Consider the following 25810-nt stretch of genomic DNA (forward strand, 5'->3'; position numbering starts at 1 on the left):
CGGCATCACTGTCGTTGCGAGCCCTCGACGTGAATCGGTACGCTGTGCCCTTTCGCATCTCGACAGCATCGCCATGCATATCCTTCGCTCTATCCTGCTCTGTCTGCTGATCGCACAGATCGTTGCGTCGAGCGCCGCCCCGCGTTCGACGCACAGCGAGGTCGCCGCACAGGCGCGTCAAGGTTTGCTCGACGCGCTGGCCGAACGCCCGCGCGATCCTGTGATCGACGGCACCGACGACATTTCTCTCGCTTTGGTCTCGGATGCCTGGTCGCGCACATGGCGCAGTCAGGCCGTCGCAGTGGCGCCGCAGGTGTCCTCGGGGCACGCGATGCTGGCCAGCGGATTGCAGCTCGTCGCGCAAGACAACGAAACGTTGAGATCGGCGCACACCGTGACGCTCGCCCCCGAAGCCACGGCAATGGCACGCTTCACGCAAGCGCTCGACGCCATCGGACAGCGATATGGCCCGGCCGAGCGCGATATCGTGACGCTGGCGCCGGAATACGCCGACACGACACGATGAGGGGGTGCCGAAGGGACGCCGAGCAGCTAAGCGGTGCGCCGGTGTTGCGACATCGGCGCACCGAAGGTGTCGCGAAACGCCCGCTGGCAAGCATCGACGCTGCGCAATCCGTTCCTGCGCCCAGTCGGTCTGCCGCATCAGCGACGCCGCAAAGTCCACCCGGGCGCGCATGACATACCGCGCAGACGATATGCCGGTATCACGCGAAAACGCCCGGGAGAAATTGCGCGGACTCATGCGTGCCACGGCAGTCAGCGCGTCGACACTCAGATCCGCATCAAGATGGCTCTCGATCCACGCGATCGCATCGCGCACCGGCGATGTCGCGCCTTGCTGCAAAGTGCAGCGACCGGCTCACCTGCGATTCAGCCCCGCCGCGCAGCACGAACGCGCCGGTGCATACACTCGCGATACGCCGTGTATGCGCTGCGGCGCGTGCGACCCATTGCGCTGCGCCGTCGTCGATCACAGCACGGCGCAACGCCGCCTCTTCGCCGCCGGCAACGATGATCGTGTCGAAATCGTGGGATTCGCCGAAGGCCCCCAAGGACGCAGTGGCCGCAATGGCAAGACCGGCGCTCGTATTGACGTTACCGCCATGTGGCGACGCAACGGTAAGCCGGTAGGCAGCCGGCACGGCGAGCGATGCTTTGGCGAAAGCGCTGGCCGGGCCAGTGACGTCAATGGCTTCTACTCCGTCGAACGCGACGATGACGATGTGACGGCTGACCGGATCGGTGCCGGCAGGTTGAACGTTGGCTGACACGCAATGCCCCGCAGATTCTGCGCGAAGGCGACCGAACGTTCGCGCCTGTTCCCGAATGAGGCGGGCGACGCTGCCCGCCGGTTGGCGTGCATTGTAGCCCTTGCGCACTAAGGTCCGCGCGGGAGAAGTCCCCGCGCGGTACCCGCTTATCGCGCCGCCTGCGTGAACTTGTTGAACGACGTATCGAAGAGTCCGCGCACGTCGAAGCCCTTGGTCAGCGTGCCGGTCTTCACGAAATCATCCACGCTCTTCTGCGCTTCGGCGATGGCGCTGTCTGTCAGCGGTTCATAGCGAATGCGTGACGTGCTGAACCACTGATGCGCCAGCTTGGGATCGACGCGCGACTTGGCTGCCCAGACATCCGCGTAGCGTTCGATATGCCGTGCGTCCGCCAGTGACCACTCACGCGCACGCTGATAACGCTGGACGAAATCCCCCAGCAATTCGCGCTTGGTATCGATCACCTTCTGCGTCGTGGACAGATAGCTCTGCGCCGCAATCAGGCCCCGGGCCGTTACCACCGTACGAGCGCCTGCCTGACGCAAACGCGAGACATACGGCTCCCACGTCGCCGTCGCGTCCACCTTGCCCGCCTGCAACGCCGCCGCCGAATCGACGGACGCGAGATACGAGTACTTCACCGCGTCGAGCGGCAAGCCAGCCGACGTCAGCGCCGCTTGCACCAGTTGCTGTGACCAGCCGCCGCGCGTGATCGCCACCGTCTTGCCCTTCAGGTCGGCCACCGTCTTGATCTGCGTGTGTGGACCAGCGAGCAACACCACACTGTCAGGACTGTCGCGGTAGATGCCGATGACTTTGACGGGCGCACCCTGTGCGGCGAGGAACAGCACCGGACCATCGCCTTGCAGACCCAGATCGAGCGCGCCCGCGTTGACCGCTTCGATCACGGGTGAACCCGCCGGAAACTGCTTCCATGCAACGGTGTAGGGGGCATCCTGCAACACCCCCGACGCTTCGAAGAGACTCTGTGCGTTGTACGCCTGATCGCCGACAACGAGGACGGGCTTGTCGGCCGCTTTGCCCGCGAACGGCAGAATCGCGGCGACGCTCAACGCGGCGGCGGCACTGCGGCGCAGGCGAGCGCGCCACGCCGGCCAACGCTCACGCAGACGGCTGCGCAGATCGCGCTTCGCCGAGCGCGTCAGCGTCGCCCGCAACAGCGCTGCGCGCGACGGTGCGGAGATATAGAGACCCAAAGCAATCGCGGAGGCGGCGATGAATGCATCGATCACCGGGTTCGCCGCCGGTACGTTGGAAGAAGTGGATGTCTTCATGTCATGACGCCACACCGGAGCGCGGCTGCGGAAGTAATCGGACGTGTCAGTCTAGGCAAGCCCGCCCGCGTCCCCAACCATCGATTGATGCGATCCATAGCGCGCGCCGCGCCGGTTTGCTTATTCGGGTTTGCTTATCGGATTTCGTTGTTTGTCTCGGCACGCCGCGCTCTCGTATCGTGATCGTCTATCGAAATCGAAATGAGAGTCACGTCATGAGCCAACCTGCCCGCAAGCTCCGGCTGGGCGCCTACATGTCGGGGTCCGGCGTGCAAGGCGATAGCTGGCGCCATCCCGACACCGACACCGACGCCTATTCGCAATTCGCGCGCTATCGTCATTACGCACAAACGTTGGAGCGCGGTTGCTTCGACGCCCTGTTCTTCTTCGACAACCTCTTCATGTCGACCGACCCGGTGTCGCTCGCCCATAGCCCCGGTGCACCGCGCTGGGATCCGGTCGTGCTGCTCGCCGGTCTGGCCGGGGCAACGAAGCACATCGGTCTGGTGGCATCGGTAAGCACCACGTACAGCGAGCCCTACAACGTGGCGCGCGCATTCGCCTCGCTCGACCATCTCTCGGGCGGCCGCGCAGGCTGGAATATGGTGACGTCCACGGGCGGGGGCGAGAACTTCAATCGCGACGATCACGTCGATCACGCGGTGCGATACGAGCGCGCCAACGAGTTCTACGACGTAGTGACCGGTCTCTGGGACAGCCACGCCGACGACGCCTTCCCGCGCAGCAAAGCCACGGGCCAATGGGCCGATCCGGCGCGTATTCGCAAACTCGATCATCGGGGCAAGCACTTCCGCGTGCGCGGTCCACTCAGCGCACCGCGCCCGGTACAGGGATGGCCGGTGATCGCGCAGGCCGGTTCGAGCGAAGCCGGGCGCGAGCTGGCCGCGCGGGCGGGGGAATTGCTCTACACCGCTGCGCAGGACATCGAAGACGCACGCGCGTTCTATACCGATGTGAAAACACGGGCGCTGAAGTATGGCCGTCGCCCGGAGCACATCTTCATTCTGCCAGGCGTGTCACCCATTGTCGGCCGCACGCAAGCCGAAGCGCAGGACACCTACGACGCCTTGCTGGCGCATCGCGATCCCGCCGTCGTACTGCACTCGCTCACGAACTATGCGAGTCTGGGCATCGACCTCGGCAGCCTGCCGCTCGACGCGAAGGTGCCGCTCCCCGAACAGGTGCCGGAGACGAACTCGCACAAGAGCCGTCAGAAGCTGCTGGTGGACTGGATTCGGCGTGAACAGCCGACGGTGCGTCAGCTCTATACGCGCTTCACCGGGGGGGGCCATCGCGTGCTGGTCGGCACACCGGAATCGATCGCCGACGACTTTCAGCACTGGTTCGAGACGGGCGCAGCCGACGGCTTCAACATCATGTTCCCGAGCGCGCCGAGCGGCATCGAGGATTTCGTCGATCTGGTCGTGCCGGAATTACAGCGGCGCGGGTTGTTCCGCACGCGTTACGAGGGCCACACGTTCCGCGAGAATCTGGGCGTGCCGGCGGTGCCGAATCAACACTTCAGTGATGCTGCAACCGCCGTGGCGCCGGTCGCATAAGTGAGGAAATGCATCGAGGTTGGCGCAGATGGCGAGTGCTGAATGAGCCAAAGCGGCACTGCGCCGGTGATGGGCGTCACCGGCGCGGCGTATGCCCGCATACGGACTCAAAAAATCACGTACACCTTGCGAATGGTCTCGTCGATCTGCCAGAGACCTTCGGTATTGGCTTCGAAGAACAGCGTGTCGCCCGGTGCGATCTCCAGCGGCGCTTCGCCATCGGGCGTAAACGTCGCGCGCCCCGCCAGAAAGTGCATCACCTCCGCCTGCTTGACCACGCGTCGATAGGTGCCCGGTGTGCATTCGAACACACCGGTATCGATCGCCTCGCTGCCCGGAATCACCTTCTGCACGCCGCTGACCTGCGCCGGCGTGGTTCCCGGCAGGCCCGCGGTGCCCCAATCCTCCAGGCCCCGCAACTGAGCGCTCTGCCTGATCTGCTGCACTTTCATGAATGACTCCCGTCGCGCGTGCCGTCAGGCGAGATTGCCCTGGCACAGATACTTGATGGCGAGATAATCGTCGAGGCCGTACTTCGACCCCTCGCGCCCGTAGCCCGACTCCTTGACGCCGCCGAACGGCGCAGCTTCGCTGGCGAGCGCGCCTTCGTTGATGCCGACGATGCCGGCCTCGAGCGCACTGGCCACCCGTTCGATGCGACGCAGGTTCTCACTGTAGAAATACGCGGCGAGCCCGAACGGCGTGTCGTTGGCCCGCTGGAGAACTTCGTCTTCCGTCTCGAAGCGGAACAGCGGTGCGACGGGACCGAACGTCTCTTCGCATGTCAGCGCCATGCTTTCATCGGCGTTGATGAGCACCGTAGGCGCGTAGTAGTTGGGACCCAGCACGTCGAGCCGCTTGCCCCCCGTCGTCACGTGGGCCCCCCTTGCAACGGCATCGTCGACGTGACGGGCGATCTTCTCGACCGCCCGTGCGTTGATCATCGGGCCGATCTGCGCCTGATCGTCGGTCGCGGGCGCCACCTTGAGTGCCGCAACGGCTTCGGTCAGCATGCCCGCGAAACGCTCGTACACGCCGGCCTGCACGTAGATGCGATTCGGACACACGCACGTCTGTCCGCCATTGCGGAACTTGGCCGCCATCAGGCCCGCCACGGCGGCTGGCAGATCCGCATCGTCGAACACGATGAACGGGGCGTTGCCACCAAGCTCCAACGACAGTTTCTTGAGCGTGCCGGCAGACTCTCGCGCGAGATGCTTGCCGACCGGCGTCGAGCCGGTGAACGTGATCTTGCGCACACGTGCGTCGGCCAGCCATTCGGCGACAGCACTCACGCCCTGCTCTCGCGACGCGGCAATCATGTTGAGCACCCCGGCTGGCAGACCGGCATCTTCTGCCAGGTACGCCAGCGCAAGCGCCGTCAACGGTGTGTCTTCGGCGGGTTTGGCCACGACCGTGCAACCGACAGCCAGCGCCGGTGCGATCTTGCGCGCGATCATCGCCAACGGGAAGTTCCACGGCGTCACCGCCGCCACGATCCCGATCGGCTCCTTGACTGCCGTCATGCGCTTGCCGCGCGCCTGCGTCGGGATGATGTCGCCGTACACGCGCGTCGCCTCGTCGGCGAACCACGCCACATACGACGCGCCGTAATTGACCTCGCCACGTGCCTCGGCGAGCGGCTTGCCCTGCTCCATCGAAATCAGCCGCGCAAGATCCTCGCGATGCGCGAGGATGGCGGCATGCCAGCGACGCAAGAACGCGGCACGCTCGGCCGGCAACGTGGCGCGCCATGCCGGCAATGCACGCTCGGCAGCGTCGACCGCAGCGCGGGCATCGGCCGGCGCGGCGTCGGCCACTTGCGCGATGGCCTGCCCCGTGGCGGGATTGGTGACGACGAAGCGTCGCCCGGTGACGGCATCCTGCCATTCGCCATCCACCATCTGTTGCGTGCGCAGCAGTTCGGTGCGCGTGAGTTCCAGCGTCATATTGCATTCTCCGGTTGCTTCAACGATACCGCCGCACGAAACGCACAGCGGTATCGGTATCAAGGTCATCGTTGCAAAAGGGGCCGATGACTCGCCTGGCGAACAAGGCAGGGACTAGAGGGGCCTGGGAAATATCGGTGCGCGTCAGGCGCTCAGCACGGCAGCAATCGCCGCGCCGACTTCGGTCGTGCTAGCGGTGCCGCCCATGTCGCCCGTGCGCGGGCCGTCTTTGATGACGGCGCCGATCGCCGCGACGATCGCGTCGTGCGCCTCGCGCGCGCGCCCCTGCCCCTTGCCCAGGAAGTCGAGCATCATCGCTGCGGTCCAGATCATGCCGATCGGGTTGGCGATATTCTTGCCGGCGATGTCCGGCGCCGAGCCGTGCACCGGCTCGAACAGCGACGGGAAGTTGCCTTCCGGGTTGAGGTTGCCCGACGGGGCGATGCCGATCGTGCCCGTGCAGGCAGGGCCCAGGTCCGACAGAATGTCGCCGAACAGGTTGCTCGCCACCACCACATCGAAGCGGTCCGGATTCAGCACGAAGCGTGCACACAGGATGTCGATGTGCTGCTTGTCCCACTTCACGTCCGGATACTTGGCAGCCGTCTCGGCGGCGCGCTGATCCCACCACGGCATCGAGATCGAGATGCCGTTGCTCTTGGTCGCCACGGTGATCTTCTTGGCCGCGCGTTGCTGCGCCAGTTCGAAAGCGAACTTCATCACGCGCTCGGTGCCACGGCGCGTGAACACGGATTCCTGCACGACAAACTCGCGGTCGGTGCCCTCGAACATCACCCCGCCGATCGACGAGTACTCGCCTTCGGTGTTCTCGCGCACGATCATGAAGTCGATGTCGCCCACTTTGCGGTTGGCGAGTGGTGATGGCACGCCGTCGAACAAGCGCGCCGGGCGCAGGTTGATGTACTGGTCGAATTCGCGACGGAACTTGAGCAGCGAGCCCCACAGCGAGATATGATCGGGCACCGTGTCGGGCCAGCCCACCGCGCCGAACAGGATCGCGTCGACGCCTTCGAGTTGCTGCTTCCAGTCATCCGGCATCATCTGGCCGTGCAGCGCGTAGTAGTCGCAGCTCGCCCATTCGATGTGCTGGTACTCGAGCGGGATGCCAAAGCGGCGGCTGACGGCGTCAAGCACGCGCAGGCCTTCGGGCATCACTTCCTTGCCGATGCCATCGCCCGGAATGACGGCGATACGGAACGGGCGCGAAACAGTGGCGGTCATGATTGTCTCCTGAAATGTCCAAAACGATCGATGGGCAGAGCATCGGGTATGCGCGAAGTTTATTTCACCAAAAACCGAATAGAATCCACCTAACCGTTGAGCAACTATCCACGAAATGTGAATTACGCATGGCGCTGACCTCTCCCATCCTGCCCGCCTCGCCGAATCTCGACGACCTGCGCGTGTTTTGCCTTGTGGCGCGCAAGGCCAGCTTCTCTGCCGCCGCCGACACGTTGAATGCGTCGCCAGCCTACGTGAGCAAGCGCATCGGCATACTCGAAGCGTCGCTGGGCACCAAGCTGCTGCACCGCTCCACGCGCCGCGTGACCATCACCGATGCCGGCGAACGTGTCTATGCCTGGGCCGAGAAAATCCTCGACGACGTGCATCATCTGATCGAAGACGTCTCGACCACCCGCCAGATGCCGCGTGGCATGTTGCGTGTGTCGAGCAGTTTCGGCTTCGGGCGGCACATGGTGGCGCCTGCCATGTCGCGCCTGCGCGAGCTGCATCCGCAACTGAACGTGCGGCTCGATCTGTTCGATCGCATCGTGGACGTCGCAACGGAGGGATACGACCTCGACGTGCGCATCGGCGATGACATCGCACCGCATCTGATCGCCAAGCGACTGGCGGCCAATCACCGTGTGCTGTGTGCATCGCCCGCCTATCTCGCCAGGCACGGCACGCCGCGACAGATCGACGATCTGGCCGGGCACGCCTGCATCGTCATCAAGGAGCGCGATCACCCGTTCGGCGTGTGGCGCTTGTCGCATCGCGGCGAGACAGTGTCGCTCAAGGTCACGGGCCCGCTGTCGACCAATCACGGCGAAGTGGCCGTGCAATGGGCGCTTGATGGGCAGGGCATTCTGCTACGTTCGATCTGGCAGGTGCAGCCACTGCTCGACGACGGCACGCTGGTGCAGGTGCTGCCCGACGTAACGCAGCCTGCTAACGTGTGGGCGGTCTATCCGACGCGACTCGCCGGGTCGGCGAAAGTCCGCGCGTGCGTGAACTTTCTTGCCGAGGAGTTCAGTCATTGGGAAGGCGGCATGGGCGCGCCCGCGTCGACACTCTGACATGTGGGTGAGCGCGCTGCCACCCGACGTGCTCAGCCTCGCGGAGCGAACAGGGATTCGAGCGGATACTGCGTCTTGACGAACGGCGACTTGATGATGACGTAGCTGAAGTACTTCTCGATACCGATGTCGCGCTCCAGCAGCCCTTCGACGATGCTTTGATAGTGGCTGACGCTGCGCGTGACGAACTTGAGCAGGTAGTCGTAACCGCCGCTGGCGAGATGGCACTCGACGATTTCGTCGACATCGCGAATGGCGTCGACGAAGCGGATGAAGTCCTCGCGGCGATGGTCCGCCAGGGTCACTTCGGTGAAGACCAACTGAACGTCGCCGAGCTTTTCAAGCTGAATCTGCGCACCGTAGCCGGCGATGTAACCGGCTTTTTCAAGGCGCTTGACGCGGATCAGGCACGGGCTCGGCGAGAGACCGACGGCGTCGGCCAGTTCCAGGTTGGTAATGCGGCCTCGCTTTTGCAACTGCGAGAGAATGCGCAAGTCGATACGGTCAAGTTTGCAGTCCGTGCCCATCGTCGTGTCTTCGCGCCCGCAGGGGCTTGGTCAATCGTAGATCGTCAAAGATCTTAACACAGCGCTAGCGCGCCACAAGCCCCCGCACGAGGCCGCCCATCATGCCGCCGAGCCCCTGCTCATGCGGCTTTCCGGGCCCCCTGCGCTGCGCTCACCGCTGCCTTCACGGCGTCGTCCTGCAGCACTTCGTCGAGCGTGGCGCGCACGCGATCGATCATCAGCGAGACGTCCTGCGCGGTGAAACACAACGCCGGTGCGAAGCCCAGAATATTGTCGGCGAACGCGCGGAAAATCACGCCGTGCCGATACGCCGCCGAAGCAATCTTGTCCGACAGTTTCACCGCCGGATCGAAGCGCGCCTTGGTCGCCTTACCGGCCACGAGTTCGACAGCACCGAGCAGACCGAGATAGCGCGAGTCGCCGACCAGGGGGTGATCGAGCAGCGAGTCGAGCCCCGCACCGAACACCGGCGCCACTGCCTGAGCGTTGGCCAGCAGACCGCCTTCGTACAGTCGGATGACTTCGAGCGCCACGGCTGCGCTCACCGGATGCGCCGAGTACGTCTGCCCATGCCCGACAACGGCGCCGTGCTCGCCATCGGCGATGGCCTGATAAATCGCGTCGCTCATGAGCACGGCCCCCATCGGCGCATAGCCTGAGGTCAGGCCTTTGGCCACGGTCATCATGTCCGGCTCGACCTGTTCGGCCTCGCACGCGAACATCGGGCCAGTGCGGCCGAAGCCCGTGATGACCTCGTCGGCCACGAACAGGATATCGAGGCGTTTGCACGCGTCGCGCATGGCCCGCAGCCAACCCTTCGGCGGCACGATCACGCCGCCCGAGCCCTGGACCGGCTCGCAGAAGAACGCCGCGACGTGATCGCTGCCGCCGAGCGTCGCCACCTTCGCTTCGAGCGCCGCCACGCTGGCATCGATCAGCGCCTGACCGTCACGCCCCAGCGGATCGCGATAGGCGTACGGCGACGGCAGATAGTGCTGCGTCGGCAGCGGCACGTCGAAGCCGCGGTGGAACGACGCCAGTGCCGTGAGCCCCGCGCCCACCGACGAGGAGCCGTGATAACCACGCTCCAGCGAGATGAACTGCTTCTTCTGCGCACGGCCGGTGACGTTGTAGTAATGCGTGATGAAGCGCAGCGCAGCGTCGATCGCGTCCGAACCACCGAGCGAGAAGTAGACGTGCTGCAACGAGCCCGGTGCGATCGACACCAGCTTCTCGGCCAGTTGTGCGGCCGGTGCGCTGCCGAAATGGAAATAGCCGGTGGCATACGGCAACTTCGTCATCTGTTCGGCCGCCGCCGCAACGACGCTCTGCTGTCCATAGCCGACGTTCACACACCACAGCCCCGCGAAAGCATCGAGCAGTTCGTTGCCGTCGACGTCGCGCAGGTAGGCGCCGTGACCGGATTCGAGCAACGTCGCACCGCGCTGTTCGTGGGCGCGATAGCTGACGACGGGATGGATCAGATGCCGGCGGTCGGCATCGAGAAGCGCTTGCTTGGACATTGGATTCTCTCGGCTTGTCGATGGAAGGGGGGGTGAACACGCCTTCCATACTAGAGAGTCGCCGGCACGTACGCGCCGCCAAATAATGCCAAAAAGAGAACGTGCGCCGCGTATTTTCGGCGCGCGCAGCATTTTCTGCTGTGCGCGGTCCGCCTAGGTGTCAGTAGCCCTGGCTGCGATCGATCTGACCGATCATCGGCAGCCCGTCGCGATGCCGGCGCAGGTTGTCGAGCACGACTTCCACGGCCGTCTCCGGACGCGTGGCGCTGGCGATATGCGGCGTGATGCGCACGTTCGGGTGAGCCCACAGCGGATGCGACGCCGGCAGCGGCTCCGGATCGGTCACATCGAGAATGGCATTTGCCAGATGACCGCTGTCGAGCAACGCCAGCAGATCGTATTGATTGAGATGGCCGCCACGACCGGCATTAATCAGCGATGCCCCGCGCGGCAGCCCCGAGAGCAGGCGTTTGTCCAGAATGCCACGCGTCGTTGCGGTGAGCGGCAGCAGGCAGATGAGGTAGTCGGTGCGCGCAAGAAAAGCGTTCAGCGACGCGTAACCGGCATAGCAATTCACGCCCTCGACGTCGCGCGGCGTACGGCTCCAGCCGGCGCAATCGAAGCCGAAGCGACGCAGTTCCGCCAACACGGCCTGCCCGAGCATGCCCAGGCCGAGTACACCGATACGGCGCTCGCCGGCTGGCACCACCGTCAATTCCGTCCACTCGCGTGCCGCCTGCTGGCGGGCATACGCGGAGATGTCGCGATGCAATGTCAGCACGGCCTGCGTGACGTACTCCACCATGCCCTCGATGATGCCGGGCTCGACCATGCGCACCACCGGCACGTGCGCCGGTATCAGCGACAGGTCGAACTGATCGATGCCGGCCCCGGTCGAGAACACCACTTCGACGTTAGGCAGCAGCGAATGCAAGTCTTCGGGTGGCTTCCAGGCGGCGAGGTACCTCACATCGCGGGCATCGCCCACGTCGGGCCACATGCGAAAGCCCGCCTCGGGGGCGCGCTCGGCGAACAGACGCGCCCAGACGGCGCCGCGCGCCGGATCGGCCTTGTACAGAAACGACATTGCCCGCCCCCTGTCAGCCGATGGCCTGATTGATGATGGCGAACTGACGGAATTCGTCGTCGCTGCGTGGCACACCGTTGCGGGCCATCTTCACGACGGTATCGACACGCTCCAGCCCAAGCGATGCAAGCCAGTCGGTCAGCCCGCTGTCTGCCGGTGTATCGATCCGCACGAAGCGGCCTTCGTGCAGCGTCAGCCAGTGCGCGATCATCACCTCGGCGCGCTGCTGCGCCAGTGCGTCGCCACCCTTGCGGCTCACCACCACCGGGCCGATCACGAAGCCGCGGCCGAAACGGCGGAACAGCGAGAAGCCGAGCAGTTCGCCGTCGTGCTCCAGCGCGATGCCATCGGCGATATCGAGCAACGCCGGCAGAATGCGACGGCGATCGAGATCGCTGGCACGGCTGGCGAGCACGATCAGGCGCTCCGGGTCGTTGGCGCCGAGCGGGCGCAGCCGCTCGCCGGGCGGCAGTTCCATCAACGGCGGGCGACGTGCGGTGCCCTGGTGCTGATCGATCTTGCCGATGGCGGTGAAGCCAAGTTTTTCATAGAGCGGCTGACCGGCCAGCGTGGCGTGCAGCACGGTCGTGCGCGAGCCGAGCGCGTCGAGCATGCGCTCCATCAGTTCGCGGCCGATGCCCCGGCCCTGCCGGTCTGGCGAGACGATGACCATGCCGAGCGAGCCGCCTGACTCGCCGTATTGCCAGTACAGTGCGGTGCCGACGACCTCGTCGCCGTCGAGCGCGACGAAACCCTGCCCCTGACGTAACAGAAAGCGCCAGTCGTCGGGTTTGTGAGGCCAGCGCGCGGCGCTGGAAAGTCGATGGCCGGCCGACACATCGGCCGCCGTGAAGGGCCGGTAGACGAGCCGGGATGATGCTGGGAATTCGGACACGCCGAGCCTCCTTGGAGCATTGCCGGATACAGGGTGAGCATGGCTCACGACGCCTTCACTATGGCGACCCGCCCGATCATTGCATAGGACGATCCTGTTATTCGGCGCCACAATCCCGCGCGGCGAAAAAAACGCGACAAAACGTGTCGCGCATGCACCGAAAACCATTGCCTCATGCGGTCTGCGCATTTGTTTCGGCGCAATCTGCCACGCGCCTCTGACTACCATGACACAGGGCAGCACCGCACGGCCCTACCCCACATCGCGCCCGTTCCCAACCAGATCGCCTGTCGGCCCGGACCGTGCGCCGAGGCGGCCCCGGAGAATCAGCATGGACAGTTTCGATCCCGCCCAGGTCAGCATCCGCAGCGGACATTTCATCGACGGCAGTCTCGTCGACGCCGGTAACACTTATGCCGACGTATTCTGCCCGTCCAGCGGGCGCCCCTACGCCGCGCTGGCAATGGCCGACGCCGGCATGGTCGATCATGCGGCCAGTCGCGCGTGGCACGCCTTCCGTCACAGTGCTTGGGCCACCTGCGCGCCGCGCGAGCGTGCCCGCGTGCTGCGCCGCCTGGCCGATCTGGTCGAAGGCGATGTCGCCACGCTCGCGCCGCTCGAAGCCATCGGCTCGACCCGCCCGGTGCGCGACGCCGCGGCCTGGGATGTGCCATACACCGCCGAATGCCTGCGTTTCTACGCCGAGCATGCCGACAAACATGGCGGCGAAGTGGCGGCGACAGACCCGTCGCTGCTCGGCATGACCATCACCGAACCGATCGGCGTGGTGGGGGCGATCGCGCCATGGAATTTTCCGCTGGTAATGGCGATCTGGAAGGCGGCGCCCGCGCTCGCCGCCGGCAACGCTATCGTCATCAAGCCATCCGAAATGACACCCTTTTCCGTGCTTCGACTCGCCGAACTCGCGATCCAGGCGGGTGTGCCCGCCGGCATCTTCAACGTGGTACAAGGCGACGGACGCGTGACCGGCGATGCCTTGGTGCGTCATCCCTGCGTGGGCAAGGTCACGTTCACCGGTTCGACCCGCACAGGGGCGGCCATCATGACAGCCTGCGCACAAACCGGCACCAAGCCGGTGACGCTGGAGCTTGGCGGCAAGAGTCCGCAGGTCGTGTTCGCCGACGTGCCCGATCTCGACGCCGTCGCACGACGCATCGCCATGGGCATCACAGGCAATGCCGGACAAGTCTGCAACGCCGGCTCGCGGCTGCTCGTCGAGGCAGGCATCGCCGACGCGTTGATCGAGCGCCTTGCCCCCATCTTCGGTGCGTTGCGCCCGGGGGCAACGTGGGCGGCCGGCACGACGCTCTCTCCCATCATCAGCGCAGCGCAGGCGCAACGTATCGGCGGACTCGTCGACCGGGCGCGCAGTGCCGGCGCCGACGTGGTATGTGGCGGCAAGCCGATCGACGGCGGCGCCGGTGGCGCCTGGTATGCCCCCACCATCCTGCGCAGCGTCGACGCGCACGCCGAGATCGTGCGTGAGGAAGTCTTCGGGCCGGTGCTGACAGTGCAGACCTTCACGACCGAAGAAGAAGCGCTGCAACTGGCACAGCATGAGGACTACGGCCTGGCCGCAGGTGTGCACACGGCCAACCTTGGCCGCGCCATGCGCATGGTGCGCGGCATCGATGCGGGCAATGTCTGGGTCAACCGCTACGGCCGCTCGTCGGACTTCGTGCTGCCCACCGGTGGTTTCAAGCGCTCGGGGCTCGGCAAGGACCTCGGCCGTCAGGCCTTCGAAGCCAACCTGCGCAGCAAGGCCGTGCTGATCGATCTGAACGGCTGAGCGAATGAGCAGACGCGGCGCAGCGGGTGCGCGAACGTTCGCCGTTCGCTATTGACGCGCCCGCGCGCCGCAGCCGGACAAACGATGAAACAGCGCACGACGCTTCCCGGCAATCAGGCATCCGGGTTACTACCGAGCTAAAAAAGCGCGAAGCATATCGTGCTGTTCATGCCCCCTAAAACGCATGGAATTCTATGTTTGCACCGGGCATTTCAACGCGAAGCCAAAATTTTGATTTGGTTTAATTTTTCACATGGATGTCGCAAACCGCGCATCCCGACACGGGCGACTTCGACGCAGCCCCCTTTCTTTCGCCCGGGAACCCCCAAGGGTTCGCCCTTCATTGAGGACAGAGATCATGATCGACTTCGAGCCGAAATTCATCACCTTCGATTGCTACGGCACACTGGTTAAATTCCGCATGGCCGACCTGGCCCGCGAAATTTACGGCGACCGCCTGCAAGGCGAGGCGATGGATAACTTCGTGAAGCTGTTTGCCGCCTATCGCCGCGACGAAGTGCTCGGTGCCTGGAAGCCCTATCGCGACGTGGTGGTCGACTCGGTGCGCCGCACCTGCGAGCGCACCGGCGTGACCTTCAAGGTCGAGGAAGCCGGGCGGTTCTACCTGGCCGTGCCGACCTGGGGTCCGCACCCGGACGTGCCAGAAGGTCTGTCGCGCCTTGCCAAGAAGTACAAGCTGGTCGGCCTGACCAACGCCGCCAACGAGCAGATCATGAGCAACATCGAGAAGCTCGGTGCGCCGTTTCACGCCGTGATCACCGCGGAAGAAGTGGGTGCCTACAAGCCCCGCATGCAGGGCTTCGAATACATGTTCAAGAAGCTCAATGTGCAGCCGCACGAAATCCTGCATGTGTCCTCGAGCCCGCGCTACGACCTGATGACCGCACACGACCTGGGCATCAAGCACAAGGCGATGGTGCTGCGCGGCCACGAGCCGGAAGCGCCGTTCTATGAATACACGCCGGTCAAGGACATCGTCGACCTGGCCGTGCAGCTCGGCTTGTAAGCCGCCGCTCGCTCCCCCCGTTTGTCTCGTCCCCAGACTCTCACCACGCCAATGAAACTCGAATCGTACTGGCTCGATACCGCACCACGCTTCCTCGGCGCCCAGGAAGGTCCTGTCGAGGGGCGGACCGATGTCGCCGTGATCGGCGCGGGCTTCACGGGCCTGTCGGCCGCGCTGGCGCTCGGCAAGCGCGGCGCGTCGGTGACGGTGCTCGATGCCGGTCCGATCGGCGGTGGGGCCTCGGGACGCAACGGCGGGCATTGCAACACGGGCGTGGCGCAAGACTACGCGGCACTGAGCGCTCAGCTCGGTGCCGCGCGCGCCCGGGACTGCTATCGCGCGTACGCCTCGGCCGTCGACACGGTTGAGCGCGTCATTCGCGAGGAACAGATCGATTGCGACTACAGCCGCCGCGGCAAGCTCAAGCTGGCCGCCAAACCGCATCATCTGGCGCACCTGGAAGCTACTGCGGCACTGATCGCGCGCGACGTCGATCCCGACGTGCAGCTCATCGGCCGCGCCGACATCGGTGACGAAATCGGCTCGGATGCGTTCTACGGCGGCCTGCTGCAACGTCACGGCGGCCAGATGCATATGGGCAAGTTCGCGGTCGGGCTCGCCAACGCAGCCGTGCGTCGGGGCGCACACATTCACGAACATGCGCCGGTCTCGCAGATCGTCAAGCAGGGCGACGGCACGTACCGCGTCGTCTCCGAGCGCGGCGACGTGATCGCCTCTCAGGTGCTGGTGGCCACCGGCCCGTCGCGCCACGGACCGTTTGGCTGGTACCGGCGCCGCATGGCACCGGTCGGCTCGTTCATCATCGTGACCGAACCGCTCGGCAGCGACACGCTCGACCGGCTGCTGCCCAAGCGTCGCGCTTACGTTACCAGCCGCCTGATGCACAACTATTTTCGGACCACGCCCGATCACCGGCTGGTACTCGGCGGGCGGGCTCGCTTCACGGCGTCCGAACAGCCGTCGGATGCGCGCAGCGGTCGCATCCTGCGTGCCAACCTCGTTCAACTGTTTCCCTCGCTCGCCCAGGCCCGCATCGACTACTGCTGGGGCGGCCTGGTCGACATCACCGCCGACCGGCTACCGCGCGCAGGCCAGCACGACGGCATCTACTTCTCGATGGGCTACAGCGGGCACGGCACACAGATGGCGACGCATATGGGCCAGATCATGGCCGATGTGATGAACGGCGACACCGCAGCCAATCCGTGGCGCGACTTCGACTGGCCGGCGATTCCGGGACACACGGGCAAGCCGTGGTTCCTGCCGCTGGTCGGCGCGTATTTCCGCATCAAGGATGTTTTCTATTGATTCAACCGGCGCTGCGGCGTCGCGAAAAACTGGCAAACCCGATCCTTCGGCAACCCCTACGTGGAGATGTGCAATGAAATCAGAAAAATCGGTCAACGGTGTCGACGCGCTCTGTACACCGGATGAGAGCCTGAGCCAGCGAGGCACCCAACGCCGCGATCTGCTCCGCGCGATGGCTGCCGGCGGTCTGCTGACAATGGCGGGCACGGGATTGCTGACGGCCAGCGGCCAGGCTTTCGCCCAGACGCCCAAGCGCGGCGGCAAGATTCGCGTGGCGACGCAATCGGCGTCGGCGGCCGATACGCTCGACCCCGCCAAGGGCGCACTGGCCACCGACTATGTGCGCGCCAACATGTTCTACAACGGCCTGACCGAACTCGACTCGAAACTCGGCGCCAAGCTCGCATTGGCCGAATCGATCGACACCAAGGACGCCAAGGTCTGGGTCATCAAGCTGCGCAGCGGCGTGCAGTTCCACGACGGCAAGACCCTCACGCCGAACGACGTCGCTTACTCGATTCTGCGGCACAAGGATCCTGCCACGGCCTCGAAGGCGAAGACCCTGGCCGATCAGATCAAGGACGTGAAAGCCACCGGCCCGAACGAAGTCACCATTACGCTGGAAGGCCCGAACGCCGACCTGCCGGTGATTCTCGCCACGTCGCATTTCCTCATCATTCAGGACGGCACCAAAGACTTCAAGAGCGCCGTGGGCACCGGCCCGTTCAAGGTCAAGGAGTTCTCGCCAGGGGTGCGCACGGTGGGCGTGCGCAACGAGAAGTACTGGAAGCCGGGCCTGCCGCATCTCGACGAAATCGAACTGATCGGCATCGGCGAGGAATCCGCGCGTGTGAATGCACTGCTGTCCGGCGACGTGCAGCTCGTCAACGCCGTAAGCGCGCGCTCGACCGAACGCATCAAAAACACCCCGGGCTTCACGGTGCTGGAAACCAAGACCGGTCAGTACACCGACCTGATCATGCGCGACGAAGGTGGCATCACGGGCAATGCCGACTTCCGTCTCGGCATGATGCATCTGCTCGACCGCGAACAGATTCGCAAGACGGTGTTCCGCGGCTTCGGCGCCATCGGTAACGATCAGCCGATCGACCCGAGCAACCGTTACTACATGCCCGGCTTGCCGCAACGTCCGTTCGATCCGGAGAAAGCCGCGTTCCACTTCAAGAAGGCAGGCCTCGCGAGCACGCCGCTTCAGGTGTACGCCACCCCCGCCGCCGAAGGCTCGGTCGAGATGGCCATGCTGCTGCAACAGGTCGCGCCGAAGGCCGGCGTGAATCTTCAGATCTCCCGCGTGCCGGCCGACGGTTACTGGGCCAACCACTGGATGAAGCACCCGCTCACGTTTGGCTCGGTCAACGCTCGTCCCAGCGCCGACGTGCTGCTCACGCAGTTCTTCCGCTCCGACGCGCCGTGGAACGAAGCCAACTGGAAGAACCCGAAGTTCGATCAATTGCTGGTGGCCGCACGCGGCGAGCCGGACGACGCCAAGCGCAAGGCGCTGTACGGTGACATTCAGACGCTTATCCATCAGAACGGCGGCATCGGCATCCCGATGTTCCTGTCGTCGCTCGACGGGCACACCACCAAGCTCAAGGGTCTGGGCTCGATCCCGCTGGCCGGGTTGATGGGCTTCGCGTTCGCCGAGCACGTCTGGCTCGACGCGTGATACCGGCAGCGGCCGCGCCGTCGGGTGCCGGCCGCTGATGATCTGCTGGGCTCGCGCTGGTGCGCGGCCGATGCAGGTGAAGTTGCAGTAGGAAGTGCGCGGTGCGCGGCCCCATTCGGCGCGCACCGGTCGGGCACCGACGTTCCCCCACGCGCGGTGTCGTATCTACCGGAGACGTTTCCGATGAAAGCCCAGGTGCAACGACTTGTCGCAGCACGCTTCGGCCTGGCCCTGCTGACACTGCTCATCGTGTCGGCGATCGTGTTCACGATCACGGCCCTGCTGCCCGGCGACGCCGCTCAGATGGCGCTCGGCCAGGCCGCCACTCCCGAAGCGGTCACTGCGTTGCGTCATCAACTCGGTCTTGACCAACCGGCCATCACGCGCTACTTCCAGTGGCTGGCCCACATGTTCGCCGGCAATTTCGGCGATTCGATGTCGAACAACCTGCCGGTCGCGCAACTCATCGCCACGCGCCTGCCAAACTCGCTCGTGCTCGCCGGCCTCACCACACTGGTGTCGGTGCCGCTCGCGCTCGGTATCGGTGTGGCCGCCGCCATGTGGCGCGGCTCGCTGCTCGACCGCGCGCTCAACGTGCTGACGCTGGCGGTGGTGGCCGTGCCCGAATTCCTCGTGGCCACCGTCGCGGTGCTGATCTTCGCCGTGAAGCTGCGCTGGCTGCCGGCGCTGTCGTACCTGTCGTCGGTCAACTCGTTCGACGATCTGCTGCGTATTTACGCGATGCCGGTGATGACGCTGTGCTGCGTGATCGTCGCGCAGATGGCCCGCATGACGCGCGCGGCCGTGATCGACCAACTGAGTTCGTCGTATGTGGAAATGGCCGTGCTCAAGGGCGCATCGCCGATCCGCGTCGTCTGGCGCCATGTGCTGCCGAACGCCGTCGGGCCAATCGCCAATGCCGTGGCGCTGAGCCTGTCGTACCTGTTCGGCGGCGTGGTCATCGTCGAGTCGATCTTCAACTATCCGGGCCTCGCGAGCCTGCTCGTCGACGCCGTCACCAACCGCGATTTGCCGCTGGTGCAAGGCTGCGTGATGGTGTTTTGCACCGCCTACCTCGCGCTCGTGCTGATCGCCGATCTGTGCGCCGTCGTCTCCAACCCGAGGCTCCGTCAACGATGAACATCCGACACCGCTCCCCCGCGACCGCAGCCAAGGCTATCGTTCCCGCCATGTCCGTACCCTCGACTCCCGACGCCGTCACGGCGCCCGCTCCCACTCGTCCCGGCCTGCTTGCCCGTCTGCGCGAGCGCGTGTCTTGGCTCGGCATGATCGGCGGCACGCTGGTGCTGTTCTGGCTGCTGATCGCCTGCATCGGGCCGTCGATCGCCCCGCACCAGAGCGGCACCATTACCTCCGGCGAGGTGTTCGGCACCTACAGCGCCGCGTTCCCGCTCGGCACCGACTATCTCGGCCGCGACATGCTCAGCCGCATCCTGATCGGCACGCGCTTTACCGTCGGCATCGCGCTGGCCGCCGCCGTACTGGCCAGTGTGATCGGCACCAGCTTCGGCCTGCTCGCCGCAGTCTCGCCACGCTGGGTGGACGAAGTGCTCTCGCGCCTCTTCGACGCCCTGGTGTCGATCCCGAGCAAGGTACTGGCGCTGGTGGTCATCGCCGCATTTGGCTCGGGCAATACGCTGCTGATCGCCATCGCCGCCTTCGCCTACATTCCCGGCGCGTTCCGCATTTCGCGCGCACTGGCCGTCAACCTGATGACGCTGGAATACGTGCAGGTGGCCCGCGCCCGTGGCGAGAAGCTCTTCTATATCGCCCGCGTGGAAGTGCTGCCTAACATGATCCATCCGATGCTTGCCGACTTCGGCCTGCGCTTCGTGTTCATCGTGCTGCTGCTCTCCGGCCTGTCGTTCCTGGGCCTCGGCGTGCAACCGCCCAACGCCGACTGGGGTTCGCTGGTGCGCGAGAACATCAGCGGTCTCTCGGAAGGCGCTCCCGCCGTGCTGATGCCGGCCATCGCCATCGCCTCGCTGACCATCGGCGTGAACCTGCTGATCGACAACCTGCGCCGGCGCGGCGCCTTCGGCCCGGGAGGTGCGAAATGAACGCCATCAAGACTCACGTCGATTCGTCTGCCCCCATGATCGACGTGCGTGGCTTGCGTGTGATTGCGCACAGCCACGGCACTACCACCGAAATCGTGCGCGGCGTCGACTTCTCGGTTCGTCGCGGCGAAGTCCTCGCGCTGATCGGCGAGTCGGGTTCCGGCAAAACCACCATTGCGCTGTCGCTGCTCGGCTATGCCCGCAGCGGCTGTGAAATCGCCGGCGGACAGATCCGCATCGGCGACATCGATGTGCTCTCGCTCGACGATCGCGCCCGCCGTTCGCTGCGCGCCCGTACCGTCGCGTACGTCGCGCAGAGTGCGTCGGCCGGCTTCAACCCGGCGCGCACGATCATGGATCAGGTCGTCGAGCCTGCCCTGCTGCACAAGACCGCCAGCGCCGCCCAGGCGCGCGCCAAGGCCATCGAGCTGTTCCGTGCGCTGGCCCTGCCGTCGCCGCAGACCATCGGCGCACGTTATCCGCATCAGGTCTCGGGCGGGCAGTTGCAGCGGCTCATGGCGGCCATGGCGCTGATCACCGATCCGGCAGTCGTGGTGTTCGACGAACCGACCACCGCGCTCGACGTGACCACGCAGATCGAGGTGCTCGCCGCCTTCAAGAAGGTGGTGCGCGAGCTTGGCACCACAGCCGTTTACGTGTCGCACGATCTCGCTGTCGTGGCGCAGATGGCCGATCAGGTCGTCGTGCTCAATGGCGGCACCGTGCGCGAGATCGGCACCACCGCCAAGGTGCTGCACAGCCCCGACGACACCTACACACGCGAGTTGCTGGCCGCACGCCGGCATGACGGCACACCACCGGCCCCGGCAAGTTCGGCCAAGGGTAGCGTGCCGCTGTTGGAAATTCGCGGCCTGCATGCCGGCTACGGCAATCGCGACCGTCATGGCCTGCCCGCCGTGCGTGTGCTCGACGACGTCAGCCTGCGCATCGAAAAAGGCAGTGCCGTCGGCGTGATCGGCGAATCGGGCTCGGGCAAGACCACGCTCGCACGCGTGGTCGCCGGGCTCGTACCGCGCGCACGCGGCGAAGTGCTGTTCGACGGCCGCGCGCTGCCCGACACCTTGAGCGAACGCACGGCCGAGCACTATCGCCGCATCCAGATCGTTTTCCAGAACGCCGACACCGCGCTCAATCCGAGTCATTCGATCGCCGACATCCTCGCCCGTCCGCTGAAGCTCTATCACGGACTCAAGGGCGATGCCGCGAAGAAGCGCACGCTCGCCCTGCTCGACCGCGTGCGCCTGCCGGCCGCGCTGCTCGATCGCACGCCCGGTGGCCTATCCGGCGGTCAGAAGCAGCGCGTGAACCTGGCGCGCGCGCTGGCCGCCGAGCCGTCGTTGATCCTATGCGACGAAGTGACGTCGGCACTCGATACTGTCGTGGGCGCAGCCATCATCGATCTGCTCGCCGAACTGCGTCGCGAGCTTGGCCTGTCGTATCTGTTCATCAGTCACGATATTTCGACCGTGCGCGCGATTTGCGACGAGGTCGTGGTGCTGTACGCCGGTCAACGCGTGGAATCCGGTGCACGTGAGGTGCTGAGTTCGCCGCCGTGGCATCCGTACACCCGCCTGCTCATCGATTCGGTACCTGCGCTGCGTCAGGGTTGGCTCGACGAACGCCGCGCCTGCCTCTCCAGCGCGCTGCCGCCGCTCGGCACCGCTGCCGATGTTGCCGAGCTGTGCGCGTTCCGCTCGCGCTGTCCGGTGCGCATCGACGGCAAATGCAACGTCACGCCGCCGTCGCTCAAAGTGCTTCAGAACGGCGCCGCCATCCTCTGCCATCACGCGGCCGACGATCTCGATACGTTGCAGAGCGCAACGCTGGCGTCGCGCGAGCTGGAGATGAGCGCATGAGCACACTGCCCGCCCCTGCACGCTTCGTGCGGCTGGCCGAAACGGAGCGGCCCGCCGTGATGCTTCGCGTCGACGCGAAGCCCGTTCAAGCGTATGAAGGCGACACGCTGATGGTCGCCATCCTGACGTCGCAAGGTGCCCTGCGCGATGCCGAGTTCGGGCCCGAGCGGCGCGCCGGCTTCTGCGTCATGGGCGCCTGCCAGGATTGCTGGGTGTGGACGCGCGACGGCGGACGGTTGCGCGCCTGCACGACGCCGGCGGCCGCTGGCATGGACATCGTCACGCGACTGGCTCGTCGTGGTGACGACGAAACCGCGCCGATGCGCGCGGCATCGGAAACCGGAGGGGATCTATGGCCGCTCGCGTAGTGGTGATCGGTGCGGGTCCGGCCGGCGTGCGCGCCGCAGCCGCGCTCGTCGAGGCGGGCGTGCGCCCGGTGGTGATCGACGAAGGCCGGCGCGACGGCGGGCAGATCTACCGCCGTCAGCCTGAGGGCTTTCGGCGCAGTTATACCGCGCTGTACGGCACCGAGGCAGACCGCGCTCGCCATCTTCACGAGACCTTCGACGGGCTGCGCCCGCATATCGACTACCTGCCGGAAACGCTCGTATGGAATATCCGCGATGGCGTCGTCCATCTGGCCAATGCGCAAGGCGCGTCCAGCGTGGCGTTCGACGCGCTGCTGGTGTGCACCGGTGCGACCGATCGGCTCATGCCGGTGCCTGGGTGGCAGCATGCCGGCACGTACAGTCTGGGCGGCGCGCAGGTCGCGCTGAAATCGCAGGGCTGTGCCGTGGGCGCACGTACCGTGATGCTCGGCACCGGGCCGTTGCTCTATCTGCTCGCCGCGCAATATGTGAAGGCGGGGGCAACCGTTGCGGCCGTGCTCGACACTTCGCCCGCCAGTGCCCGCCTGCGAGCGCTGCCACAACTGCTTGCCAAGCCTGGCGTGCTGCTCAAGGGCGCCGCGTTGCTGCGTTCGTTGCGCGCGGCCGGCGTGCCCTTGCATCGCGGCGTGACGCCCGTGCGCATCGACGGTGACGCCGAACTCGGCGTGCGAGGTGTGCACGTGAACCTCGCCGACGGCACCGCGCTGCACGTCGAGACCGACGCCGTGGCGATGGGCTTTCATCTGCGCCCCGAAACGCAAGTGGCCGATCTCGCGGGATGTGCCTTCGATTTCGACGATGCGCTCGGTCAGTGGGTACCGCGCATCGATACCGACGGGCGCAGCAGCGTGCGTGGCGTTTATCTGGCCGGCGACGGTGCGCGCGTGCGCGGCGCCGACGCCGCCGAATCTGCGGGACGGCTCACTGCGTTGGCGGCCTTGCGCGATCTGGGGGTTGCCCCCAAGTTCGACGATTCCGCGCGACTGCGTGACGCGCTTGCCCGTTTCACACGCTTTGCAGCGGGGCTGCGCACGGCCTTCCCGTGGCCGGCACAACACGCCAGACAACTGCCCGACGACACCGTGGTCTGCCGTTGCGAAGGCATTACGGCCGGGCAACTGCGGCAGGTGACGCTGCAAGCCGGTGCCACGGAAGCCAATCGTGCCAAGGCGTTCTCTCGCGTGGGCATGGGCCGCTGTCAGGGGCGCTTCTGCGCGCATGCCGGCGCCGAAGTGATGGCAGGTGCGCTGGGGGTGCCCGTGTCGGCGGTCGGCCGTCTACGCGGACAAGCGCCGGTCAAACCGTTGCCGGTCACGCTCGCGCCTGCGCCCGCTTGCGCGGAGCACGCATCGACAGGTGCCGCCGACGCGGCACATACGACCTCCACGGAGACCGCATGACGACGTCCGCCTCGCCCACCGCCCAGGCAGACGTCCTGCTGATCGGCGGCGGCATCATGGGTTGCAGTACCGCACTCTTCCTGCGCCGGCATGGGTTGTCGGTCATCCTGCTCGAACGGCAGATGACCGGGCAACAGGCCAGTGGCACCAACTTCGGCGGTGTGCGGCGGCAAGGTCGTGCCTTGCCGCAACTGGCGATGTCCAATCGTGCGCTGCGCATCTGGTATGCCGCACGCGATCTGCTCGGCAGCGACGTCGAATTCCTGCCGTCGGGACATACGCGCGTGGCCTATCACGCGCACGACGCCGAATATTTCGACGACTACGCGACGGCCGCGCGCGAGTACGGGCTCGACCTCGAAGTGCTGCACGGCACGGCGATGCGCAAGCGCTTCCCGTTCCTCGGACCCGAGGTGCTGGCGGCATCGATTTCGCCGCTCGACGGCCATGCCAACCCGCGTCTGGCCGCGCCCGCCTTCGCGCGTGCGGCTGCTGCGCTCGGCGCCGATATTCGGGAGAACGTGTCGGTCCAGCATGTCGAGAAGACCTCGACGGGCTTTCGCGTCGAAACGACCGACGCTCAGGTGTTCCATGCGGGGCGTCTCGCGATCTGCGCCGGTGCGTGGAGCAATGCGTTCGCGACCCAGTTCGGCGAATCGGCCCCCCTGAGCGTGCGCGGTCCACAAATGGCCGTCACCGAACCGGTGCCCTACGTGTTCCGCTCGTCGATGGGCGTCTATACGTCGATCAAGGAAGAAAGCATCTATTTCCGGCAGATTCCGCGCGGCAACATCATCCTCGGCGGCGGCCCGCCCGGCCCCGCCGATGCGGACACATCGCGCGCCGCCGTGCTGCCCGAGAACACGGTAGGGCAACTGCACCAGTTCCGCCGGCTGGTACCGGCGGTCGCACCGCTGCACATCATCCGCGTGTGGAGCGGCGTCGAGAGCTATCTGCCCGATGGCGAACCCGTGATCGGCGAGAGCGGCACCACCGAGGGGCTCTATTACGCGTTCGGTTTCTGCGGTTCAGGCTTCCAGATCGGTCCCGGTGTCGGTGAAACGCTTGCGGAGCTGATCGCTACCGGCCGCACCGAAATCGATCTGCAACCGTTCTCGATCCAGCGCTTTGCCCGTCGTCAGGGCGACGATACGCCCGGTGCCACGCCCGCCCCCAACACCAACGCTACGCCCTCGCCCACGGCGACTTCATCATGAATCCGCGCTCACCGGTCTGCCTCTCCGCCCGCATGGCAACGGACCCTCGCGCGCCGCGCGGACTGCTCATCGAGCGGGCTGTGCACGGCACGCTCGACGACGCACGTGCCTACATCGACGCGTATTTCTACGAGCCGCTCACTGTCGCACAACTCGCCGACCTCTGCTCGCTCTCGGTATCGCGCTTCGCCACGGCCTTTCGCGAACGCTTCGAAGATGCGCCGTACCGCTATCTGTGCCGGGTACGTGTGGCCGCCGCACAGCGTCTGCTGCTTGCCGGCGTGCCGGGCTCGCTGGTCGCCACCGAAGTCGGCTTCTTCGATCAGAGCCATCTGGCACGGCACTTCAAACGCGTCTGCGGCATGACACCCAGCGCCTTCGTGCAGCATCATCTGCGCGACGAACGCCATACCGGACACGTGACGACCACGCGCCTCACGCTCGGTCCGCGACTGGGGTAGGCATTGACGTGGGATGGATAGCCCCGCGTCGCCGCTTCCTGAGCGTGCACGACACGGGGCGGT

The 25810-nt window shown here is 65.7% G+C and carries 23 protein-coding genes; 14 read left to right on the forward strand and 9 right to left on the reverse strand.

Annotated elements, in window-relative coordinates; genetic code table 11:
- Positions 1-73: 73 nt before the first annotated feature.
- A complete protein-coding gene (locus PHO31112_RS10650) occupies positions 74-526 on the forward strand; it encodes a hypothetical protein (RefSeq protein ID WP_150620483.1) in 453 nt (150 codons plus the stop codon).
- A gap of 277 nt (positions 527-803) precedes the next feature.
- On the opposite strand, the gene PHO31112_RS10655 is transcribed toward PHO31112_RS10650, so the two are convergent.
- Entirely contained in the window at positions 804-1292 is a 489-nt protein-coding gene (locus PHO31112_RS10655; RefSeq protein WP_246178020.1) for a DJ-1/PfpI family protein, read from the reverse strand.
- A gap of 146 nt (positions 1293-1438) precedes the next feature.
- Entirely contained in the window at positions 1439-2587 is a 1149-nt protein-coding gene (locus PHO31112_RS10660; protein ID WP_150620484.1) for an ABC transporter substrate-binding protein, read from the reverse strand.
- A gap of 215 nt (positions 2588-2802) precedes the next feature.
- Here PHO31112_RS10660 and PHO31112_RS10665 point away from each other — a divergent pair, with 215 nt between their 5' ends.
- On the forward strand, positions 2803-4167 hold the full coding sequence (locus PHO31112_RS10665) for an LLM class flavin-dependent oxidoreductase (protein WP_150620485.1): 1365 nt from the start codon (positions 2803-2805) through the stop codon (positions 4165-4167).
- 107 nt (positions 4168-4274) lie between these two features.
- Here the strand turns inward: PHO31112_RS10665 and PHO31112_RS10670 are convergent, their stop codons facing one another.
- From PHO31112_RS10670 to PHO31112_RS10680, 3 genes are all read right to left on the reverse strand, one after another.
- The gene (locus PHO31112_RS10670) at positions 4275-4619 is read right to left on the reverse strand and encodes a cupin domain-containing protein (RefSeq protein WP_150620486.1); all 345 of its coding nucleotides are present in this window, start codon (positions 4617-4619) and stop codon (positions 4275-4277) included.
- Positions 4620-4643: 24 nt separating this feature from the next.
- Positions 4644-6116: an NAD-dependent succinate-semialdehyde dehydrogenase gene (locus tag PHO31112_RS10675; RefSeq protein WP_150620487.1), complete on the reverse strand. Its 1473-nt coding sequence runs from the start codon at positions 6114-6116 to the stop codon at positions 4644-4646.
- Positions 6117-6260: 144 nt separating this feature from the next.
- Positions 6261-7358, reverse strand: a complete 1098-nt coding sequence (locus tag PHO31112_RS10680; RefSeq protein WP_150620488.1) for a tartrate dehydrogenase — start codon at positions 7356-7358, stop codon at positions 6261-6263.
- A gap of 128 nt (positions 7359-7486) precedes the next feature.
- On the opposite strand from PHO31112_RS10680, the gene PHO31112_RS10685 reads away from it, so the two are divergent.
- Positions 7487-8437: a LysR substrate-binding domain-containing protein gene (locus PHO31112_RS10685; protein WP_281355091.1), complete on the forward strand. Its 951-nt coding sequence runs from the start codon at positions 7487-7489 to the stop codon at positions 8435-8437.
- 32 nt (positions 8438-8469) lie between these two features.
- Here the strand turns inward: PHO31112_RS10685 and PHO31112_RS10690 are convergent, their stop codons facing one another.
- From PHO31112_RS10690 to PHO31112_RS10705, 4 genes are all read right to left on the reverse strand, one after another.
- On the reverse strand, positions 8470-8964 hold the full coding sequence (locus tag PHO31112_RS10690) for an Lrp/AsnC family transcriptional regulator (RefSeq protein WP_150620489.1): 495 nt from the start codon (positions 8962-8964) through the stop codon (positions 8470-8472).
- A gap of 119 nt (positions 8965-9083) precedes the next feature.
- Positions 9084-10487 (reverse strand): aminotransferase class III-fold pyridoxal phosphate-dependent enzyme, encoded by a 1404-nt coding sequence (locus tag PHO31112_RS10695; RefSeq protein WP_150620490.1) that lies wholly within the window; start codon positions 10485-10487, stop codon positions 9084-9086.
- Positions 10488-10647: 160 nt separating this feature from the next.
- A complete protein-coding gene (locus PHO31112_RS10700) occupies positions 10648-11574 on the reverse strand; it encodes a 2-hydroxyacid dehydrogenase (RefSeq protein ID WP_150620491.1) in 927 nt (308 codons plus the stop codon).
- Between the two features lie 13 nt (positions 11575-11587).
- The gene (locus PHO31112_RS10705; protein ID WP_246178023.1) at positions 11588-12469 is read right to left on the reverse strand and encodes a GNAT family N-acetyltransferase; all 882 of its coding nucleotides are present in this window, start codon (positions 12467-12469) and stop codon (positions 11588-11590) included.
- A 331-nt stretch (positions 12470-12800) separates the two neighbouring features.
- Between PHO31112_RS10705 and PHO31112_RS10710 the strand changes: the two genes are divergently transcribed.
- From PHO31112_RS10710 to PHO31112_RS10760, 11 genes are all read left to right on the forward strand, one after another.
- Positions 12801-14279 (forward strand): aldehyde dehydrogenase family protein, encoded by a 1479-nt coding sequence (locus tag PHO31112_RS10710; protein ID WP_150620492.1) that lies wholly within the window; start codon positions 12801-12803, stop codon positions 14277-14279.
- A 358-nt stretch (positions 14280-14637) separates the two neighbouring features.
- Complete coding sequence (locus tag PHO31112_RS10715) at positions 14638-15306, forward strand: haloacid dehalogenase type II (RefSeq protein WP_150620493.1); 669 nt, start codon at positions 14638-14640, stop codon at positions 15304-15306.
- Positions 15307-15357: 51 nt separating this feature from the next.
- Entirely contained in the window at positions 15358-16635 is a 1278-nt protein-coding gene (locus PHO31112_RS10720) for an NAD(P)/FAD-dependent oxidoreductase (protein ID WP_150620494.1), read from the forward strand.
- 73 nt (positions 16636-16708) lie between these two features.
- A complete protein-coding gene (locus tag PHO31112_RS10725) occupies positions 16709-18322 on the forward strand; it encodes an ABC transporter substrate-binding protein (RefSeq protein WP_150620495.1) in 1614 nt (537 codons plus the stop codon).
- 183 nt (positions 18323-18505) lie between these two features.
- The gene (locus PHO31112_RS10730) at positions 18506-19462 is read left to right on the forward strand and encodes an ABC transporter permease (RefSeq protein ID WP_150620496.1); all 957 of its coding nucleotides are present in this window, start codon (positions 18506-18508) and stop codon (positions 19460-19462) included.
- Between the two features lie 50 nt (positions 19463-19512).
- Positions 19513-20403: an ABC transporter permease gene (locus PHO31112_RS10735; protein WP_150620497.1), complete on the forward strand. Its 891-nt coding sequence runs from the start codon at positions 19513-19515 to the stop codon at positions 20401-20403.
- Positions 20400-22280, forward strand: coding sequence for an ABC transporter ATP-binding protein (locus PHO31112_RS10740; RefSeq protein WP_246178025.1), 1881 nt, complete (start codon positions 20400-20402; stop codon positions 22278-22280). The genes PHO31112_RS10735 and PHO31112_RS10740 overlap by 4 nt, the downstream gene beginning before the upstream one ends.
- Positions 22277-22648: a (2Fe-2S)-binding protein gene (locus tag PHO31112_RS10745; RefSeq protein WP_150620498.1), complete on the forward strand. Its 372-nt coding sequence runs from the start codon at positions 22277-22279 to the stop codon at positions 22646-22648. Before PHO31112_RS10740 ends, PHO31112_RS10745 begins: the two co-directional genes overlap by 4 nt.
- Positions 22633-24069, forward strand: a complete 1437-nt coding sequence (locus PHO31112_RS10750; RefSeq protein ID WP_150620499.1) for an FAD/NAD(P)-dependent oxidoreductase — start codon at positions 22633-22635, stop codon at positions 24067-24069. Before PHO31112_RS10745 ends, PHO31112_RS10750 begins: the two co-directional genes overlap by 16 nt.
- Positions 24066-25286, forward strand: a complete 1221-nt coding sequence (locus tag PHO31112_RS10755; RefSeq protein WP_150620500.1) for an NAD(P)/FAD-dependent oxidoreductase — start codon at positions 24066-24068, stop codon at positions 25284-25286. Before PHO31112_RS10750 ends, PHO31112_RS10755 begins: the two co-directional genes overlap by 4 nt.
- Before the next feature lie 32 nt (positions 25287-25318).
- Positions 25319-25747 (forward strand): helix-turn-helix transcriptional regulator, encoded by a 429-nt coding sequence (locus PHO31112_RS10760; protein WP_150620650.1) that lies wholly within the window; start codon positions 25319-25321, stop codon positions 25745-25747.
- The last annotated feature ends 63 nt before the right edge of the window (positions 25748-25810 follow it).

It is taken from the genome of Pandoraea horticolens (genome assembly GCF_902459555.1).
Classification (GTDB): domain Bacteria; phylum Pseudomonadota; class Gammaproteobacteria; order Burkholderiales; family Burkholderiaceae; genus Pandoraea; species Pandoraea horticolens.

Coding starts and splice junctions, on each gene's coding strand:
- PHO31112_RS10650 (WP_150620483.1), top strand. CDS start 74: ATGCATATCCTTCGCTCTATCCTGCTCTGTCTGCTGATCGCACAGATC.
- PHO31112_RS10660 (WP_150620484.1), bottom strand. CDS start 2,587: ATGAAGACATCCACTTCTTCCAACGTACCGGCGGCGAACCCGGTGATC.
- PHO31112_RS10665 (WP_150620485.1), top strand. CDS start 2,803: ATGAGCCAACCTGCCCGCAAGCTCCGGCTGGGCGCCTACATGTCGGGG.
- PHO31112_RS10670 (WP_150620486.1), bottom strand. CDS start 4,619: ATGAAAGTGCAGCAGATCAGGCAGAGCGCTCAGTTGCGGGGCCTGGAG.
- PHO31112_RS10675 (WP_150620487.1), bottom strand. CDS start 6,116: ATGACGCTGGAACTCACGCGCACCGAACTGCTGCGCACGCAACAGATG.
- PHO31112_RS10680 (WP_150620488.1), bottom strand. CDS start 7,358: ATGACCGCCACTGTTTCGCGCCCGTTCCGTATCGCCGTCATTCCGGGC.
- PHO31112_RS10685 (WP_281355091.1), top strand. CDS start 7,487: ATGGCGCTGACCTCTCCCATCCTGCCCGCCTCGCCGAATCTCGACGAC.
- PHO31112_RS10690 (WP_150620489.1), bottom strand. CDS start 8,964: ATGGGCACGGACTGCAAACTTGACCGTATCGACTTGCGCATTCTCTCG.
- PHO31112_RS10695 (WP_150620490.1), bottom strand. CDS start 10,487: ATGTCCAAGCAAGCGCTTCTCGATGCCGACCGCCGGCATCTGATCCAT.
- PHO31112_RS10700 (WP_150620491.1), bottom strand. CDS start 11,574: ATGTCGTTTCTGTACAAGGCCGATCCGGCGCGCGGCGCCGTCTGGGCG.
- PHO31112_RS10710 (WP_150620492.1), top strand. CDS start 12,801: ATGGACAGTTTCGATCCCGCCCAGGTCAGCATCCGCAGCGGACATTTC.
- PHO31112_RS10715 (WP_150620493.1), top strand. CDS start 14,638: ATGATCGACTTCGAGCCGAAATTCATCACCTTCGATTGCTACGGCACA.
- PHO31112_RS10720 (WP_150620494.1), top strand. CDS start 15,358: ATGAAACTCGAATCGTACTGGCTCGATACCGCACCACGCTTCCTCGGC.
- PHO31112_RS10725 (WP_150620495.1), top strand. CDS start 16,709: ATGAAATCAGAAAAATCGGTCAACGGTGTCGACGCGCTCTGTACACCG.
- PHO31112_RS10730 (WP_150620496.1), top strand. CDS start 18,506: ATGAAAGCCCAGGTGCAACGACTTGTCGCAGCACGCTTCGGCCTGGCC.
- PHO31112_RS10735 (WP_150620497.1), top strand. CDS start 19,513: ATGTCCGTACCCTCGACTCCCGACGCCGTCACGGCGCCCGCTCCCACT.
- PHO31112_RS10740 (WP_246178025.1), top strand. CDS start 20,400: ATGAACGCCATCAAGACTCACGTCGATTCGTCTGCCCCCATGATCGAC.
- PHO31112_RS10745 (WP_150620498.1), top strand. CDS start 22,277: ATGAGCACACTGCCCGCCCCTGCACGCTTCGTGCGGCTGGCCGAAACG.
- PHO31112_RS10750 (WP_150620499.1), top strand. CDS start 22,633: ATGGCCGCTCGCGTAGTGGTGATCGGTGCGGGTCCGGCCGGCGTGCGC.
- PHO31112_RS10755 (WP_150620500.1), top strand. CDS start 24,066: ATGACGACGTCCGCCTCGCCCACCGCCCAGGCAGACGTCCTGCTGATC.
- PHO31112_RS10760 (WP_150620650.1), top strand. CDS start 25,319: ATGGCAACGGACCCTCGCGCGCCGCGCGGACTGCTCATCGAGCGGGCT.